This is a genomic window from Sphingobium sp. CECT 9361 (genome assembly GCF_918741285.1).
Classification (GTDB): Bacteria; Pseudomonadota; Alphaproteobacteria; order Sphingomonadales; family Sphingomonadaceae; genus Sphingobium.
The window spans coordinates 61,947-76,992 of the sequence record NZ_CAKKNC010000001.1; the positions used below are offsets into that span (position 1 = coordinate 61,947).

Annotated in this window: 15 protein-coding genes; 10 read left to right on the forward strand and 5 right to left on the reverse strand. The window is 62.0% G+C overall.

The genetic code is table 11. From position 1 onward, the window contains the following. The first annotated feature begins 59 nt into the window (after positions 1-59). A complete protein-coding gene (locus LQ220_RS00260) occupies positions 60-578 on the forward strand; it encodes a sterol desaturase family protein (RefSeq protein WP_230186297.1) in 519 nt (172 codons plus the stop codon). Here the strand turns inward: LQ220_RS00260 and LQ220_RS00265 are convergent. Together LQ220_RS00265 and LQ220_RS00270 are read right to left on the reverse strand one after the other, a co-directional pair. Beyond that, positions 575-1,027, reverse strand: a complete 453-nt coding sequence (locus LQ220_RS00265; protein ID WP_230186298.1) for a hypothetical protein — start codon at positions 1,025-1,027, stop codon at positions 575-577. The genes LQ220_RS00260 and LQ220_RS00265 overlap by 4 nt on opposite strands. Before the next feature lie 165 nt (positions 1,028-1,192). After that, positions 1,193-1,354: a DUF1674 domain-containing protein gene (locus LQ220_RS00270; protein ID WP_230186299.1), complete on the reverse strand. Its 162-nt coding sequence runs from the start codon at positions 1,352-1,354 to the stop codon at positions 1,193-1,195. 115 nt (positions 1,355-1,469) lie between these two features. Between LQ220_RS00270 and LQ220_RS00275 the strand changes: the two genes are divergently transcribed. The 8 genes from LQ220_RS00275 (at position 1,470) to LQ220_RS00310 (ending at position 11,257) form a co-directional block, all read left to right on the forward strand. Beyond that, complete coding sequence (locus LQ220_RS00275) at positions 1,470-2,774, forward strand: RsmB/NOP family class I SAM-dependent RNA methyltransferase (RefSeq protein ID WP_230186300.1); 1,305 nt, start codon at positions 1,470-1,472, stop codon at positions 2,772-2,774. A 53-nt stretch (positions 2,775-2,827) separates the two neighbouring features. Then, a complete protein-coding gene (rpe, locus tag LQ220_RS00280) occupies positions 2,828-3,502 on the forward strand; it encodes a ribulose-phosphate 3-epimerase (protein ID WP_230186301.1) in 675 nt (224 codons plus the stop codon). Positions 3,503-3,516: 14 nt separating this feature from the next. After that, entirely contained in the window at positions 3,517-5,271 is a 1,755-nt protein-coding gene (locus LQ220_RS00285; RefSeq protein ID WP_230187200.1) for a heparinase II/III family protein, read from the forward strand. A gap of 73 nt (positions 5,272-5,344) precedes the next feature. Next, the gene (gene purH, locus LQ220_RS00290; protein ID WP_230186302.1) at positions 5,345-6,934 is read left to right on the forward strand and encodes a bifunctional phosphoribosylaminoimidazolecarboxamide formyltransferase/IMP cyclohydrolase; all 1,590 of its coding nucleotides are present in this window, start codon (positions 5,345-5,347) and stop codon (positions 6,932-6,934) included. A gap of 113 nt (positions 6,935-7,047) precedes the next feature. Next, positions 7,048-7,386: a UrcA family protein gene (locus LQ220_RS00295; protein WP_230186303.1), complete on the forward strand. Its 339-nt coding sequence runs from the start codon at positions 7,048-7,050 to the stop codon at positions 7,384-7,386. A 123-nt stretch (positions 7,387-7,509) separates the two neighbouring features. Continuing rightward, on the forward strand, positions 7,510-9,042 hold the full coding sequence (locus tag LQ220_RS00300; protein ID WP_230186304.1) for an NAD(P)/FAD-dependent oxidoreductase: 1,533 nt from the start codon (positions 7,510-7,512) through the stop codon (positions 9,040-9,042). Then, entirely contained in the window at positions 9,039-9,446 is a 408-nt protein-coding gene (locus LQ220_RS00305; protein ID WP_230186305.1) for a GtrA family protein, read from the forward strand. Before LQ220_RS00300 ends, LQ220_RS00305 begins: the two co-directional genes overlap by 4 nt. Then, on the forward strand, positions 9,446-11,257 hold the full coding sequence (locus LQ220_RS00310) for a hypothetical protein (RefSeq protein WP_230186306.1): 1,812 nt from the start codon (positions 9,446-9,448) through the stop codon (positions 11,255-11,257). The genes LQ220_RS00305 and LQ220_RS00310 overlap by 1 nt, the downstream gene beginning before the upstream one ends. Here LQ220_RS00310 and msrB read toward each other — a convergent pair. The 3 genes from msrB to LQ220_RS00325 all read right to left on the reverse strand — a co-directional run bounded on the left by msrB (position 11,254) and on the right by LQ220_RS00325 (position 13,955). Next, entirely contained in the window at positions 11,254-11,679 is a 426-nt protein-coding gene (gene msrB, locus LQ220_RS00315) for a peptide-methionine (R)-S-oxide reductase MsrB (RefSeq protein WP_230187201.1), read from the reverse strand. The genes LQ220_RS00310 and msrB overlap by 4 nt on opposite strands. 108 nt (positions 11,680-11,787) lie before the next feature. Continuing rightward, entirely contained in the window at positions 11,788-13,002 is a 1,215-nt protein-coding gene (locus tag LQ220_RS00320) for an ABC transporter permease (protein WP_230186307.1), read from the reverse strand. Next, entirely contained in the window at positions 12,999-13,955 is a 957-nt protein-coding gene (locus tag LQ220_RS00325; RefSeq protein ID WP_230187202.1) for an ATP-binding cassette domain-containing protein, read from the reverse strand. Before LQ220_RS00325 ends, LQ220_RS00320 begins: the two co-directional genes overlap by 4 nt. A 23-nt stretch (positions 13,956-13,978) precedes the next feature. Here LQ220_RS00325 and queG point away from each other — a divergent pair, with 23 nt between their 5' ends. After that, positions 13,979-15,037: a tRNA epoxyqueuosine(34) reductase QueG gene (gene queG / locus LQ220_RS00330; protein WP_230186308.1), complete on the forward strand. Its 1,059-nt coding sequence runs from the start codon at positions 13,979-13,981 to the stop codon at positions 15,035-15,037. Positions 15,038-15,046: the final 9 nt, after the last annotated feature.

Sequence of the window (15,046 nt, forward strand, 5' to 3'; positions counted from 1 at the left end):
TTTATGTCCTGCGCATGTTCCTTATTCAGATATTCGCGGCGGGTCGCTATATGGGGCGCATGTTTAGCGCACCCCTTGCTTTGATCCTGCTGTTTCTGGCGACTGTCGCGGGGATGGAAGTCTTTGCCTATGTCATGCACCGCTGGGTCATGCATGGCGTGGGCTGGTTCCTGCACAAGAGCCATCATCGCCCCCGCTTGGGGAATTGGGAACTGAACGACGCCTATTTCGTGATCTTTGCGGGGCCTGCAATCGTACTGTTGCTGGGGGGCGTGCAATTCGGCTGGGGGAATTGGGCAACGGCGGTAGGCGCGGGAATTACGGCCTATGGCATGATCTATCTGGGCTTTCATGATATTATCGTGCATCGCCGAGTGGCGCATCGTTATGTCCCGCGCTCCAAATATATGAAGCGGATCGTGCAGGCGCATCGGCTGCACCACGCGGTGGAGACCAAAGAAGGTACGGTGAGCTTCGGCTTTCTGGTCGCGCCGAAACCCGAAGATCTGAAGGCGGAACTGACGCGACGCGGGCGCGCAGGCGTGCGCGCGGCGGTGGGAACAGCCGCCGCCGACTAAAGTGTCAGCAGCCGTTCCCCGATGCGACCCAGTTGCGCGATTTCGGCGCCAAGCTGGTCGAACGAGACGTGAACATGCGCATTGCGATGGTCGCGGCAGGCAAAACCCCGCGGCTCCGGCCCCTGAAACCCCGACACGATCAGGCCCCGAAATCGATCGATCCGTTGAATATCGCGTTCCAGCGCAGCGATTTCCCCCAGAACGGTAGCATTGCGGCGGTCCCGCATCGACACCATCGCGCGTAATTCCGCCAGCAGCTTGGCCATGCCGGGGCGAGTCCGCGATCCTATGGTCCGTACATCGCCCGCCGCTTCGCGCAATATGCCGATTTTCTGTTCCAGCCGCTGCTCCAGCAGCCCCCAGGCGCAGACAAGCTGGCCGACCCCGCACAGCAAGTCGTCATCAAGCGTACCCTGATCCTGGAACGCCGTTTTCTCGTTTATTATCACTCAATTGCTCCCGACCCCTACCGCTCTGTGATCTGCGTGGCGGCATCGGTTCAGCCTAACGCGGCTCCATCATGACGCCACCGCGCTCCTCGCGCGGATGGCACGGTGCAGCGAAAACTGTGCGAAATTGTGGATGAATGGAAACGCAAATACAGAGCGAAACCGTCAGAAATCGACGGCAATGCCCTTATGCTCCCAGTCGCCATAGCGTGTCGGGCTAAGCGCTTCGTCGTTCGACTGCGGCTTTTCGATGGGATCGGGCGTCGGCACGGGTTCGCTCTTCATCCAGTGCGCAGGCGGCTTCACATGATCGGGGCGTTTTCCCATGGGTAGCCTTTCCTTGCGTGCTTTTCGTACTGACTGCAGATGGGCATTTGGAGGACGATTGGCAAGGTGATACCGCAAAGGTGACGCGCCGCACGAATCCGGCTAGGGGGCTGCGATGGCTTCCGTTCCTCCCGTCTCCCGCTATCCCGCCCGCGCGCCTGAAGCGCCCGGCCTCCCCGCGCGTCGCGCCGCTCTGCGCTTGCTCGATGCCGTGTTGCGGCGCGGCGATCCGCTGGAAATTGCGTTGCATGGGGCCAGCCAGGGCATCGTCGACCGCGCCGACCGCGCGTTGGTGCACGCCATTGCGGCGGAGACCTTGCGGCATTTGCCCGATCTCGACGCGCTGATCGACAGCGCCACGCGCAATCGCCTGCCCGACGATGCCAAAGCGCGCATGGTGCTGCGCCTTGCGCTGGTGCAGACGCTGGTGCTGGGCACGCCGCCGCATGCCGCCATCGCGACTGCACTGCCGCTGGTCGATGGCGGACCGCGCAAGCTGGTCCATGGCGTGTTCGGCACGCTGATGCGCGGCACGGCTACGCTGCCCGAAACCCCGACATTACTGCCCGAAGTCGCAGCACGTTGGGCAGAGCAATGGGGCGATGCAATGCCAGACGAAGCCGCCAAGGCCTTTGTCGTGCGTCCGCCCGTTGACCTCAGCCTGCGCAATGCAGACGAAACGGCGATGTGGGCGGAAAAGCTGGGCGGCGTATCGCTCGCGCCCGGTCATGTCCGCTTGCCCGATCACGACGCGATCACGGCGCTGCCCGGATTCGACGATGGCGCCTGGTGGGTGCAGGATCTGGCTGCGTCTATCCCCGCGCGCCTGCTGGGCAATGGTGCGGGACGCTCTGTGCTGGACCTGTGCGCCGCACCTGGGGGCAAGACGATGCAACTGGCTGCGGGCGGATGGGCGGTGACGGCGCTGGACCAGTCGGCCAAACGATTGACGCGCCTGTCGGATAATCTGGCGCGTGTCGATCTGTCGGCCAAGGTTGTGACGGCGGACCTGCGCAACTGGACGCCCGAAGCGCCTGCCGACGCCGTATTGCTGGATGCCCCGTGCAGCGCGACGGGCATTTATCGTCGCCATCCCGATGTGTTGCATCGCATCGGGCCACGCCAGATCGCCGAGCTGGCGGAATTGCAGACGGCATTGCTCAATCGCGCAGCCGATTGGGTGAAACCGGGCGGCATGCTGGTGTACGCCACATGTTCGCTGGAGCAAGCCGAAGGCGAGCAACAAATCACGCGCTTCCTACGGAAAACTCCTTACTTTACAATCGTTCCTCCGGAGGCCGACCAATTGCCCAGTGGCATAGTGGCGACTCCCGAAGGCTGGGTTCGCACGCTCCCCGCCACGCTCGCCGAGACCGGCGGCACCGATGGTTTCTTCATCGTGCGCATGGTTCGTGCCTGAACTGCGCAAGAGCGGTTGCACCCACTGATTCGCGCGGCTAAGGCAATCGGTTAATGACTGCTTTCGAACCCCGCTCCATCCGCATCGCTCCCTCCATTCTTTCCGCCGATTTCGCGCGGCTGGGCGAGGAAGTGCGCGCCATCGACGCAGCGGGATGCGACTGGGTGCATGTCGATGTGATGGACGGGCATTTCGTGCCGAACATCACCATCGGCCCGATGGTCGTAAAGGCGCTGCGCCCGCACACGACCAAACCGCTCGACGTGCATCTGATGATTTCGCCGATCGACAGCTTCCTCGATGCCTTTGCCGAGGCTGGCGCGGACATTTTGACGGTTCATCCCGAAGCGGGGCCGCATATCCACCGCACCGTTCAGCACATCAAATCGCTGGGCAAGATGGCGGGCGTAGTGCTCAACCCCGGCACCCCGGCCAAGATGCTGGATTATCTGATCGACGACGTCGACCTGATCCTTGTGATGAGCGTCAATCCCGGTTTCGGTGGGCAAAGCTTCATCGAGAACCAGCTTCGCAAGATCGAAGCGATCCGCAAGATGATCGACAAGAGCGGGCGGGACATCCGGCTGCAAGTCGATGGGGGCATCGACTTCACCACCGCGCCGCGCGCCATCGCCGCCGGTGCGGACGTGCTGGTGGCAGGCACGGCGACGTTCCGCGGCGGGCCGGACGCCTATGCTGACAACATAAAGAGGTTACGCGGCGGGTGAACGACCAAACGCGAATCCGGGCCAAACCCGCAGCCGAGCGCGCGCTCCCAGATCTGCCCGAAGCGGCGGAGATCGAGGAAGGCAAGCGCCTCATCCGCGTGTCGGGTGACAGGGGGCTATCTCTTACGGATCGGATCGCGCACAGTTTCTATCGCCTGACATGGCGCACACCACTCCATGCGGTACGGCTTAAGGGCAAGTTTCCGCTCAAGCTGCTGGCGGTGCCCGATGACAGCATTCCGGGCGACGTCCGTGCAGGACAGGCATTGCGCGCGGGCTATTTCCTGTTCCGCGGTCTGAAGCAGCCGATCGACACCATCGATTTCGCTGCGCTGGACCTGCCACCCGCGTTTCAGGACTATATCCACAGCTTCCGCTGGCTGCGTGACCTGTCAACCGTCACCACGCGCGAACAGGGCGCGCCAATTGCCGAAGCGATCCTGCGCCGATGGCTCGAAGCCCATGCCGAAAAGCCAAGCGAACCGGCGTGGCGCGCGGATAATGCGGCCTGGCGGTTGCTGTTCTGGACCAGCCAAGCGCCGCTGATCCTGTCGTCCAGCGATCTGGTTTATCGGTCTCTGGTGCTCAATTGCATTGCGCGCACCGCGCGGCATCTGGATCAGGGCGCCGAAAAGGCGCCTGTGGGTCTGCATCGGCTGGTGGCCTGGGGCGGCGTCGTGGCGGCGTCGATGCTGTTGCCGGGTGGCGGTCCGCGCAAGCTGTTCGGCGAGGCGGGCCTGCGCCGTGCCATCGACACGGCATTCTATCCGGACGGCGGAACGATTTCGCGATCCCCGCTGGCGCAACTCGATGGCGTAATGCTGCTCGCGATGGTGCGCGCGGTCTATGATGTCCGCCGCGAAGAAATGCCGCGTTTCATGACCGAAGGCCTGAACCGTGCGGTGCCGGCGCTGCTGGGGATCACGCATGGCGATGGCGGCCTTGGAAGCTGGCAGGGGTCCGGAGCGACCGATCAGGCGCAGGTCGTCGCGGTCGTTGCAGCCACGGGCGTTCGTACGCGCCCGCTGCGGCAGGCGCGCGATTGGGGCTATCAGCGCCTCGTCGCAGGAAATACAGTGCTGCTCGTCGATGCGGCACCCCCGCCGATATCGCGGCTGGCTGACGCAGGATGCGCGTCGACGGGTGCCATCGAATTGAGCGATGGGCCACATCGGCTTATCGTCAACTGCGGTGGCGCGGCGCTTAACGGCGCAGCGATCACCGACGATCTGGCGCAAGGGCTGCGCACCACCGCGGCGCACAGCACCTTGGTACTGGCGGACAGCAACTCTACCGCCATACTTGCGGACGGAACACTGGGCAAAGGCGTCACCGAAGTCGAGCTGAACCGGCAGGAACTGGAAGCCGGCAGTCGGCTGGAGCTGAGCCATGACGGTTATGTCCGCCGCATCGGCTATGTGCATCGCCGGTTGCTGATGTTGAGTGCGGACGGGCGCGAAATCCGCGGTGAGGACATGCTGCTCCCCGCCGAGCGTCGCCGCAAGCCGGTCGCCACGCCGTTTGTCCTGCGCTTTCATCTGGCCCCCGGCGTCGAGCCCACGGTGACGGTGGACGCGCAAGGTGCGCTGTTGCGCATCGACCTTGGCGCCTTATGGCAGTTCCGCACGGGCAGCGGTACGCTGTCGGTCGAGGACAGCCTGTGGATCGATGGCGACGGGCGTCCCCATGCCTGCCAACAGCTTGTCGTGACGGGCGAAGCGCAGCCGGGCGGCACCAGTACCGGATGGTTGCTGAAGCGCGTCGGCTAAGGGCTGTAATTTTCCGACAAACGAAACTATGGGGGCTGCGACACGCACCGGCCCATAGGAATCAGACCAGCACATGACCGACATCACCATCAAGCGCGCTCTCCTGTCCGTATCCGACAAGACGGGCCTCGCGGAACTTGGCGCGGCGCTTGCTGCGCATGGCGTGGAACTGGTGTCGACGGGTGGCACGGCCAAAGCGCTGCGCGACGCGGGTCTGACCGTGATGGACATCAGCGACCTGACGGGCTTTCCCGAAATGATGGATGGCCGGGTGAAAACGCTGCATCCCATCGTGCATGGCGGCCTGCTGGCGGTGCGCGACAATCCAGAGCATGTCGCCGCGATGGACGCGCATGGCATCGGCGCCATCGATCTGGTGGTTGTGAACCTCTACCCCTTCGCCGCGACAGTCGCCAAGGGCGCATCGCGTGAGGACATTATCGAGAATATCGACATCGGTGGTCCGTCGATGGTGCGATCCGCCGCGAAGAACCACGAAAGCGTCGCCATTGTTACCGATCCCACTGACTATGCGCGGCTGATCGCCGAAATGTCGGAAAAGAGCGGCGCGACCAGCTATGATTTCCGTCGTCTGCTGGCCGCCAAGGCGTATGCCGCAACCGCCGCTTATGACAGCATGATCGCAAGCTGGTTTGCCTTTGCCGATCAGGGGACGATGTTCCCGCAGAGCCTTTCGGTCGCCAGCACCCTGTCGACTACACTGCGCTATGGCGAGAACCCGCATCAGTCTGCGGCGCTGTATTTGCCCACCGGTCCTGGCGCGAAGGGAATCGCGCAGGCCGTGCAAGTGCAGGGCAAGGAACTGTCGTACAATAATTACAACGATGCCGACGCTGCGCTGGAACTGGTCAGCGAATTTCGCGACGGACCGCCGACCGTGGTGATTGTGAAGCATGCCAATCCCTGCGGCGTGGCGAGCGGCGAGACGCTGATCGAAGCCTATGAAGCGGCCTTGGCCTGCGACAGCGTGTCGGCTTTTGGCGGCATCATCGCGCTCAACCGTCCGCTGGATGGCGCGACCGCCGAGGCGATCAGCGGCATCTTCACCGAAGTGGTGGTGGCTCCGTCTGCCGACGATGCAGCCAAGGAAATTTTTGCGCGCAAGAAGAACCTGCGCCTGCTGTTGACCGGCGATCTGCCCGATCCCGCGCGCACTGGGTTGGCGATGAAGAGCATCGCGGGCGGCATATTGTTCCAGAGCCGCGACAATGGGCGGGTGACGCGCGAAATGCTGAAAGTCGTGACCGAGCGCCAGCCGACCGAGCAGGAACTAACCGACTGCCTGTTCGCCTGGACGGTTGCAAAGCATGTAAAATCCAACGCTATCGTCTATGCCAAGGGTGGCAGCACCGCTGGCATCGGCGCGGGACAGATGAACCGGCTGGAATCCGCACGGATCGCTGCGTGGAAGGCCAAGGATGCAGCGGAAAAGGCGGGCTGGAATACGCCGCGCACCATCGGATCGGCGGTCGCATCTGACGCATTCTTCCCGTTTGCCGATGGGCTGCTGGCGGCGGTCGAAGCGGGCGCAACGGCGGTGATCCAGCCGGGCGGCTCAATCCGCGACGACGACGTCATTGCCGCAGCGAACGAAGCCGGTCTGGCGATGGTCTTTACCGGGATGCGCCATTTCCGCCACTGACACGCTGCACCGCAGCGACGAATTGCCCTTTAATCCTTGGCTTTAGAGGCCTATTTTATGTGCCGACGCCTGCAACGACGGACGTTTGAACGCATAATTATAAGGATGAGGATATGCTGGAGAGAACATGGAAAGCCGTGGCTGCGGCTGCGCTTGTGATACCCGCCGGAATAGCGACGGCGAATGTGACAGATCGCGGCGTGGTGGTGTCAGGTACTTATGGCGACACAATGCAGACCGTCACCATTTCGATGGCCGATCTCGATCTGCGCCAGGATCCCAATGTCGGTCGCGCGCAGACGCGGATCCGTCACGCAGCCGAGCAGGTGTGCGACAACGCCAGCGCCAAGAAACTGTATGAAAAGCGCGATTTCCTTCGCTGTTACGAACCGGCGATCAGCGGCGCTCATGCCGAACTGGACGCACTCGTCACGGCCGTTCGCGCAAGCTGACGCATGGACCCCGGCCCGGTGCATTGCTGTACCGGGCGGGCGTCTTTCGAAACATCCTGTTAACCATTCCTTAGAGCATTTCGTTCACTCCAGACGCCAGACCAATTCTGGGGATGAACCTGTATGTTGCGCGCAGACAAAAGCGTGGATGTCGCGATTATCGGCGCGGGCCCCGCCGGCCTGACGGCGGCGTACCTTCTCACCCAGAAGGGATACAGCGTTACGGTCATCGAAAAAGACCCGCATTATGTCGGCGGCATCAGTCGGACTGTCGAGCATGAAGGATTTCGCTTCGACATTGGCGGCCATCGGTTCTTTTCCAAGTCCAAGGAAGTCGTCGACCTGTGGAACGAGATTCTGCCGGACGATTTCATCCAGCGGCCGCGCATGAGCCGCATCTACTACGAAGGCAAGTTCTACAGCTATCCGCTGCGTGCGTTCGAAGCGTTGTGGAATCTTGGGCTTATCCGTTCCACGCTGTGCATGGCGAGTTTCGTCAAGGCACAGCTTTTCCCGAATCGCAATGTCCGCTCCTTTCAGGACTGGACCGTCAATCAGTTCGGTCACAAGCTTTTCTCGATCTTCTTCAAGACCTACACGGAGAAAGTGTGGGGCATGCCGTGCGATGAAATGTCGGCGGACTGGGCGGCGCAACGGATCAAAGGGCTGAGCCTTGGTGCCGCCGTGCTGGACGGGCTGAAACGCAGTCTAGGCCTGAACAAACGCCCCAACGACGGCATGGCAACCAAGACTCTGCTAGAAACATTCCGCTATCCGCGCCTTGGCCCCGGCATGATGTGGGAAGCCGCACGCGACAAGGTGGTGAGCAGTGGCAATCAGGTTTTGATGGGCCATGCGCTCAAGCAACTGGCGCAGGATCAGGTGACGGGCCGCTGGCGCGTTGCGGCGACGACGGCGGAAGGCGGCAATGTGACGATCGATGCCGCGCATGTGATCAGCTCCGCGCCGATGCGCGAACTGGCCAGCCGTATCCATCCGATCCCGGCCACGATAAGCGAAGCGGTCGATCTCAAATATCGCGACTTCCTCACCGTTGCGCTGATGATTCAATCGGAAGACCTGTTCCCCGACAACTGGATCTACATCCACGACAGCAAGGTGAAGGTCGGGCGCGTCCAGAATTTTCGTAGCTGGTCGCCCGAAATGGTGCCGGATGAGAGCATCGCCTGTGTCGGCCTGGAGTATTTCTGTTTTGAAGGTGACGGGCTTTGGTCGTCCACCGATGGCGATCTCATCGCGCTCGCCAAAAATGAAATGGCGATACTGGGCCTTTGTAAAGCCGAGGATGTCGTGGGCGGCGCTGTGGTACGGCAGGAAAAGGCCTATCCGGTCTATGACGACGCTTATGCCGACAATGTATTGGCGATGCGTACCGAACTGGAGGCGAAATATCCAACGCTCCACATGGTCGGGCGTAACGGCATGCACCGCTATAATAATCAGGATCACGCGATGATGACCGCGATGCTGACGGTCCGCAATATCGAAGCGGGCGCTCGCGTCTACGACATCTGGGGCGTGAACGAAGACGCAGAATATCATGAAGCGGGCGACGAAGGCGAACGCGCGGCACTCGCCAGCGAACGCCTCGTCCCCAGCCGCATCGACGATGCGAAGTCCAACCGGGCGGCATGACCCCGATGCTTGGCCGCTGGCTCGCCATGTGTGTGCAACTGACCTACACACGCTATATCGTCGCAAGCGTAGCGGCACTGGCAACCGATGTTGCGATTTTCATGGGCCTGCTGTCGGGCGGCATGGAGCCTGCGGCAGCATCGGCCATCGGCTATGTCTGCGGCATTGCGGTACACTGGATATTATCGAGCCGCGCAGTGTTCACCACGGTTGGCTATGCGACGACTCGGCATCGGCAACGCGCGCTGTTCGTCGGGTCCGCACTGGTAGGGCTTGGGCTCACGACTGCAATTGTGGGCGTGGGCCATGCAATGGGGCTGGATCCGCGCCTCGCCAAGATTGCGGCCATAGCCGTCAGCTTCCACGTCACGTACCTTCTACGCAAGACGATAGTATTCGCCTGATGACCCGTGCGGACGTTCGCTTGCCGTCAGCTTCCCATTGGCGGCTGTTGCCGGCGGTTGCTATCGTCACCCTGCTGCTTTGCAGCCTGATGGTCGGCTTTGGCTGGCACGCGATCGCCACATTCGGCTTTCGCGATCCCGACGATGCATTGCGCTATGTCGAAGTACGCGATTTTCTGAACGGACAAAACTGGTTCGACGTCAGCCAGCACCGGATCAATCCGCCCATAGGCGGGCCGATGCATTGGTCGCGGCTGGTGGACTTGCCGATTGCGGCCCTTATTCTCCTGTTCCGACCGCTTTTCGGTGCAGTGATGGCGGATCGACTGGCTATGGCCATCGTTCCATTGCTGCTGACCGGCGCGCTATGCCTCACGGTCGGGCTGGCGGTGCGCCGCCTGAGCGATACGGTGACGGCCATTGCGGCGTCAGCGCTGATCGCTCTATCCATACCGATCGTGATCCAGTTCCTGCCAATGCGCATCGATCATCATAGCTGGCAGATTCTGATGGCCGCCGTGGCATTGTGGGCAACATTCGACACCCAACTTCGCCGGAGCGGGATCGTTACGGGTCTCGCTGCCGCGTTCTGGATGCATGTTTCCAGCGAGGGACTACCTTACGCAGTAGTGTTCGGCGGGGTATTTGCCTTGGCCTTTTTGCGCGATGCAGCGACATGGGACAGGCTGTGGACCTACGCTGTCACGCTTGCGGCGGCATCGGCCGTCTTCCTGCTGGGAACACGCGGGTGGCCCGAAGCGACCAGATTGTACTGCGATGCGATTTCGCCGGTGTACCTGCTGCCGATGATCGCCGCCGCCATCGCCCTGCCCCTCCTGCACCGGATAATTGGCACGCAAAATTTGAGCCGGCGCGCGCTCATATCTGCGATCGCTGCCTGCGTTGGCGCGGCGGTCTATTTGAGTGTCGGGGACGTATGTCGCGGAGGACCGTTCGAGGCGCTGGACCCTATCGTCTATAAATACTGGTATCTCAACGTTGCGGAAGGACGCCCTGTCTGGGAACAGACGCCGCTGATGATAGGGATCGTCATCCTGCCACCCTTGGTAGGCATGATCGGCATGCTCATTTCGATTAGGCGAACGCAGGGCGATCAACGCTTTGCATGGCTGACGATGCTGCTGCTTTCCGGTGGAGCCTATGCCGTATCGCTGATGGTGATGCGGGCGCTTTCGGTGTCCTATCTGATGGCGCTGCCCGGCATTGCGACGCTGATCGTACTGTTGCTCCCCAAGGCACAGAGCCTGCGCACGGCCCCAGGACGAATAATGGCGACTGTCGCCCTGTGTGGGATAACGCCACTGGGGTTGGCGGCCATTCTTGCTCTATTGGTCAGCGATAAGGATGTGACCACACAGAATGCAGAATCTTCAACTTCTTCAAGCAAAGCTGCACTCGGTTGCACGAGTAAGGCGCATCTTGTCGGTCTCGCCGCTTTGCCGCGCGGTACGATAATGGCGCCTCTAGATGTCGGGCCGAACCTGCTGGCCTTCACGCCGCATAGCGTGGTGGCGACGAGCCATCATCGCAACAATGTGGGTATTCGCGACGTCCTGCTCACATTTATGGGCAGGCCTTCGCTCGCGGAGCGTATCGTGATGCAGCACAAGGTCCGTTACCTCGTCTATTGTGAGGTCGGGGACGAGATCGATAATTATGTCGAGCGCGCCCCGCATGGCTTCATGGCCGATCTGAAAGCCGGACGGATACCCGATTGGCTGCAGCGCGTGCCGATGCCACCGAGCGAAACGATCCGTGTCTATCGCGTGGTTACGCCCGCCGCGCGTTAAGCGGCAACGAACTTCATCGCCGCGCCATTCATGCAATAGCGCAGGCCGGTCGGCTTCGGTCCATCGTCGAACACATGACCCAGATGCCCGCCGCACCGAGCACAATGCACTTCGGTGCGGGAATAGCCGAGCATCGTGTCGGTGCTGGTCCCTATCGCCTTTGGCAGCGGTTGCCAAAAGCTGGGCCAACCCGTGCCGCTATCGAATTTGGTCTTCGACGAGAACAGTTTCTGGTCGCATCCGGCACAGATAAATGTTCCGGTGCGATGCTCCTTGTTGAGCGGACTGGTGAAAGGCCGCTCCGTCGATGCTTCGCGCAGGATAGCATATTGCTGGGGCGACAGCTTCTTTTTCCACTGCGCGGGAGTCATGCTCACGGGATATTTGGCCGCCTGCGCGCCGTCCTCTGCCCCGGGCATCATGGTCGCGGCAATCGCCACCACGGCGACACCTGCGCCTCCGAGCAAAGCACGGCGCGATAGAAGAGCGGTATCGTACATCGGGTTACTCCCAGAACAACATTACAGCAGCTACGTACGAGAACGCCTGAAGGATACATTCAGACGCGAAAAAAGTCCGCGGCGTTTTTCTCCTGCGCCGGATTTCAGTACATTGCGCCGGAACAGCCGCACGCCGATGCGGATGATGAGCGCAACCCAAAGAAGCTGCCATACGATTGCCGCCAGATGCGGGAGCAACGCATCGGACTGCGCCGCACGCGCAATCATCGCGAAGGGTGAGCTGAAAGGGAACGCTGCAGCGATCAGCTCCGGCGCTTCTCCCATGCGATTCACGGTGTAGCTGGCGAAGAAGAAGACCAGCACCTGGCTCATGGTGATCGGCATGGAAATGGTCTGCACCTCGCGCACTGTGGAGGCTTGCGCGCCGATGCCGATGAAGAGCGACCCGAGCAAGGTATAAGCCGTCGCGAAATAGACGACACCCAGGGTCAGGAACATCGGCCAGCCCACCGCGGGCGACGGCATCGGAAAAGCGCCACCCCGCAGCAAGGCATAGCCCACGACCGCGCCGGTCGACCAGACGGCGATCCCGACGAACGACATCGCCAGCATCGCCAGCAGCTTTCCTAGAAAAATCGCATCCACAGGGATCGCTGCGGCCAGTATTTCGATGATCTTGTTGGTCTTTTCCTCGACCATGTTCGACAGGACCATCCCGGCCAGAAACATGGTAAGCATGAACAGCAGTACTTGCGCGGCCTGTCCGGTAAGCAGGCGTCCCTGCTGCTGCGATCCGCTGCTGTCGGCAACGATCTGGGTCGCGATGCGGGTGTCGGGCAATGCGGTTCCTGCCCGTGTTATCCCGATGAGCAGCGACAGGTCGCCCTTAAGGCTGCGCACATCGCCGCGCTTGCCCGTTAGCACGGGCCGTTCCAGCGATCCGGACAACACGGCGATGATTTTCTGATCCTTGTTCGCCAGCAAGGCGCGCGGGTCGCTGCCCGCCGGATAAGGCATAAGCTGCGCAATCGCGCGATCGCCCAGTTGTTTGGCGAGCGATTTATGCGCGCGCTGCAACGCCTGCGTCTCTGCCGCTGCCAGAACGACGCCGACGGTGGGGCGCAGGCTATCCTCGGCAATGCGCTGGCCCATACCACCGGCCATCACCCCCACCACGACCGGGAACAATGGCCCGATCAGGAAAAAGATGAAGGCTTTGGAAAAGATCAGCGCGGTAAAGTCGCGCCGCGCGACTACGAAGGCGGCGCGCAGGACTTCCTTCATGCGTCTTCCCCAATGGTGTGCGGGCCCATGTCCTTGGCAGCATCCGCTCCGGCAATCGCGACGAAGGCATCGTGCAGGCCGGGGCGCTCTATCGAAAGGCTTTCGATCCCTGCGTCGCCGTCCATCAGCGCCTTCAGCAAAGGCTCTACTCCGCTATCCGGCAAATCGAAGGTCCAAATGTTGTTCTGCCTCAGCGCGTCGGCAGGGAACGCCGTTCGCCATGCTCCGTCGCTGCGCCGGGTTTCCAGTCTCACCTGCGGACGCAGCCGACTGCGGGCGTCGCTGACCGATCCTTCGAACCGGATGCGCCCACCCGCGACGATGGCGATGCGTTCGCACAGCCTTTCGGCATGAGCGATGACATGCGTGGAAAACAGGATCGTCACGCCATCGTCGGCCTGTGCGCGGATCAGCGCCTCCAGCTTTTCCTGATTGATCGCGTCCAGACCGGAGAATGGCTCATCCAGAACGATCAGACGCGGCCGGTGAACGATGGTACCCAGCAATTGCACCGTCTGCGCCATCCCCTTGGACAAGGCGCGGACCGGTTTGTCGGCGGCGTCGCTCAGGCCATGCCCCTCCATCAACTCCCGCCCACGCTGTCGCCCCTCACGTAAGGACAAGCCGCGCAGCGCTCCCATAAAGGCGATGGCATCGACTGCCTTCATCGACGGATACAGCCCCCGCTCCTCCGGCAGATAGCCGATAGACCGCGCCTGCTTGAGCGGTTCGCTGGCACCCAGCAAGCTGCGGCGTCCCGCATCAGGATCGATGATGCCGAGCAACATCCGCAGCAACGTCGTCTTGCCCGCGCCATTGGGGCCGAGCACGCCATAGATGGTCCCGGCGGGCACCGCGATGTCGATACCGTCCACGGCGCAGAAATCACCGAAACGCTTGACAAGTCCATGCCCCTCGACGGCATAGGGGACAGGATCGGAAAGACCATTCATCCGACCGACGATAGCCACGCTCCATGACAACACAACCACTTCCTCTCGAACAGCGGGTGAAAGACGCCGCGACCGCTTTAGGCTTTGCCGCCTGCGCCATTGCGCGCGCCGATGCTGCGCCGATGGCCGCCGAGCGACTCAATCAGTGGATTGCAGACGGATGCCATGGCGACATGCTGTGGATGGAGGAACGCGCTGCGCAACGCGGCTCCCCCCAAGGGCTATGGCCGGATGTGCAGTCGGTCATCATGCTAGGCATGAGTTACGCCCCGGCCCGCGATCCGCTGGCGCTGGAAGGGGTCGGCGACAGGGGCCGTATCTCGGTATATGCGCAGGGCCAGGATTATCACGATGTCGTGAAGAAGGCACTGAAGGCCCTTGCGCGATGGCTGGTCGATATCGCGGATTGCCAGTTGAAGGTCTTCGTGGACACTGCACCGGTCATGGAAAAGGCACTGGCCGAAGCGGCGGGATTGGGCTGGCAGGGGAAACACAGCAATCTCGTCAGCCAGTCGCATGGATCATGGCTGTTCCTGGGCGCGATCTATACCACGCTGGACCTCGCCCCTGACGCGCCGGGACGGGACCATTGCGGTTCCTGCACCGCATGCCAGACCGCATGCCCTACGGATGCGTTTCCTGCACCCTATCGTGTGGATGCGCGGCGCTGCATTTCTTATCTCACGATCGAGCACAAAGGGCCGATTCCGGAGGAATTCCGGCGCGCGTTGGGCAACCGCATCTATGGCTGCGACGATTGCCTTGCCGTGTGTCCGTGGAACAAGTTCGCGCAGACGGCGGCGACGCATCGCGCTTTTGTAGGGCGCGCTGAACTAGCGGCTCCCGAATTGCGCGAGTTGCTGGCGCTCGACGATGCGGGGTTTCGGGAAGTGTTCTCCGGATCCCCGATCAAGCGCATCGGGCGAAACCGGATGGTGCGCAATGCGGCGATTGCGGCGGGAAACAGCGGGGATATGACGTTGCTGCCGCTATTGGCGGAATTGCGAAACGATGCCGATCCCGTCGTGGTGGATGCCGTCGATTGGGCGGTCGGGCAGCTGCAAAACCAAAGCCACCGCTGACACCGCCCT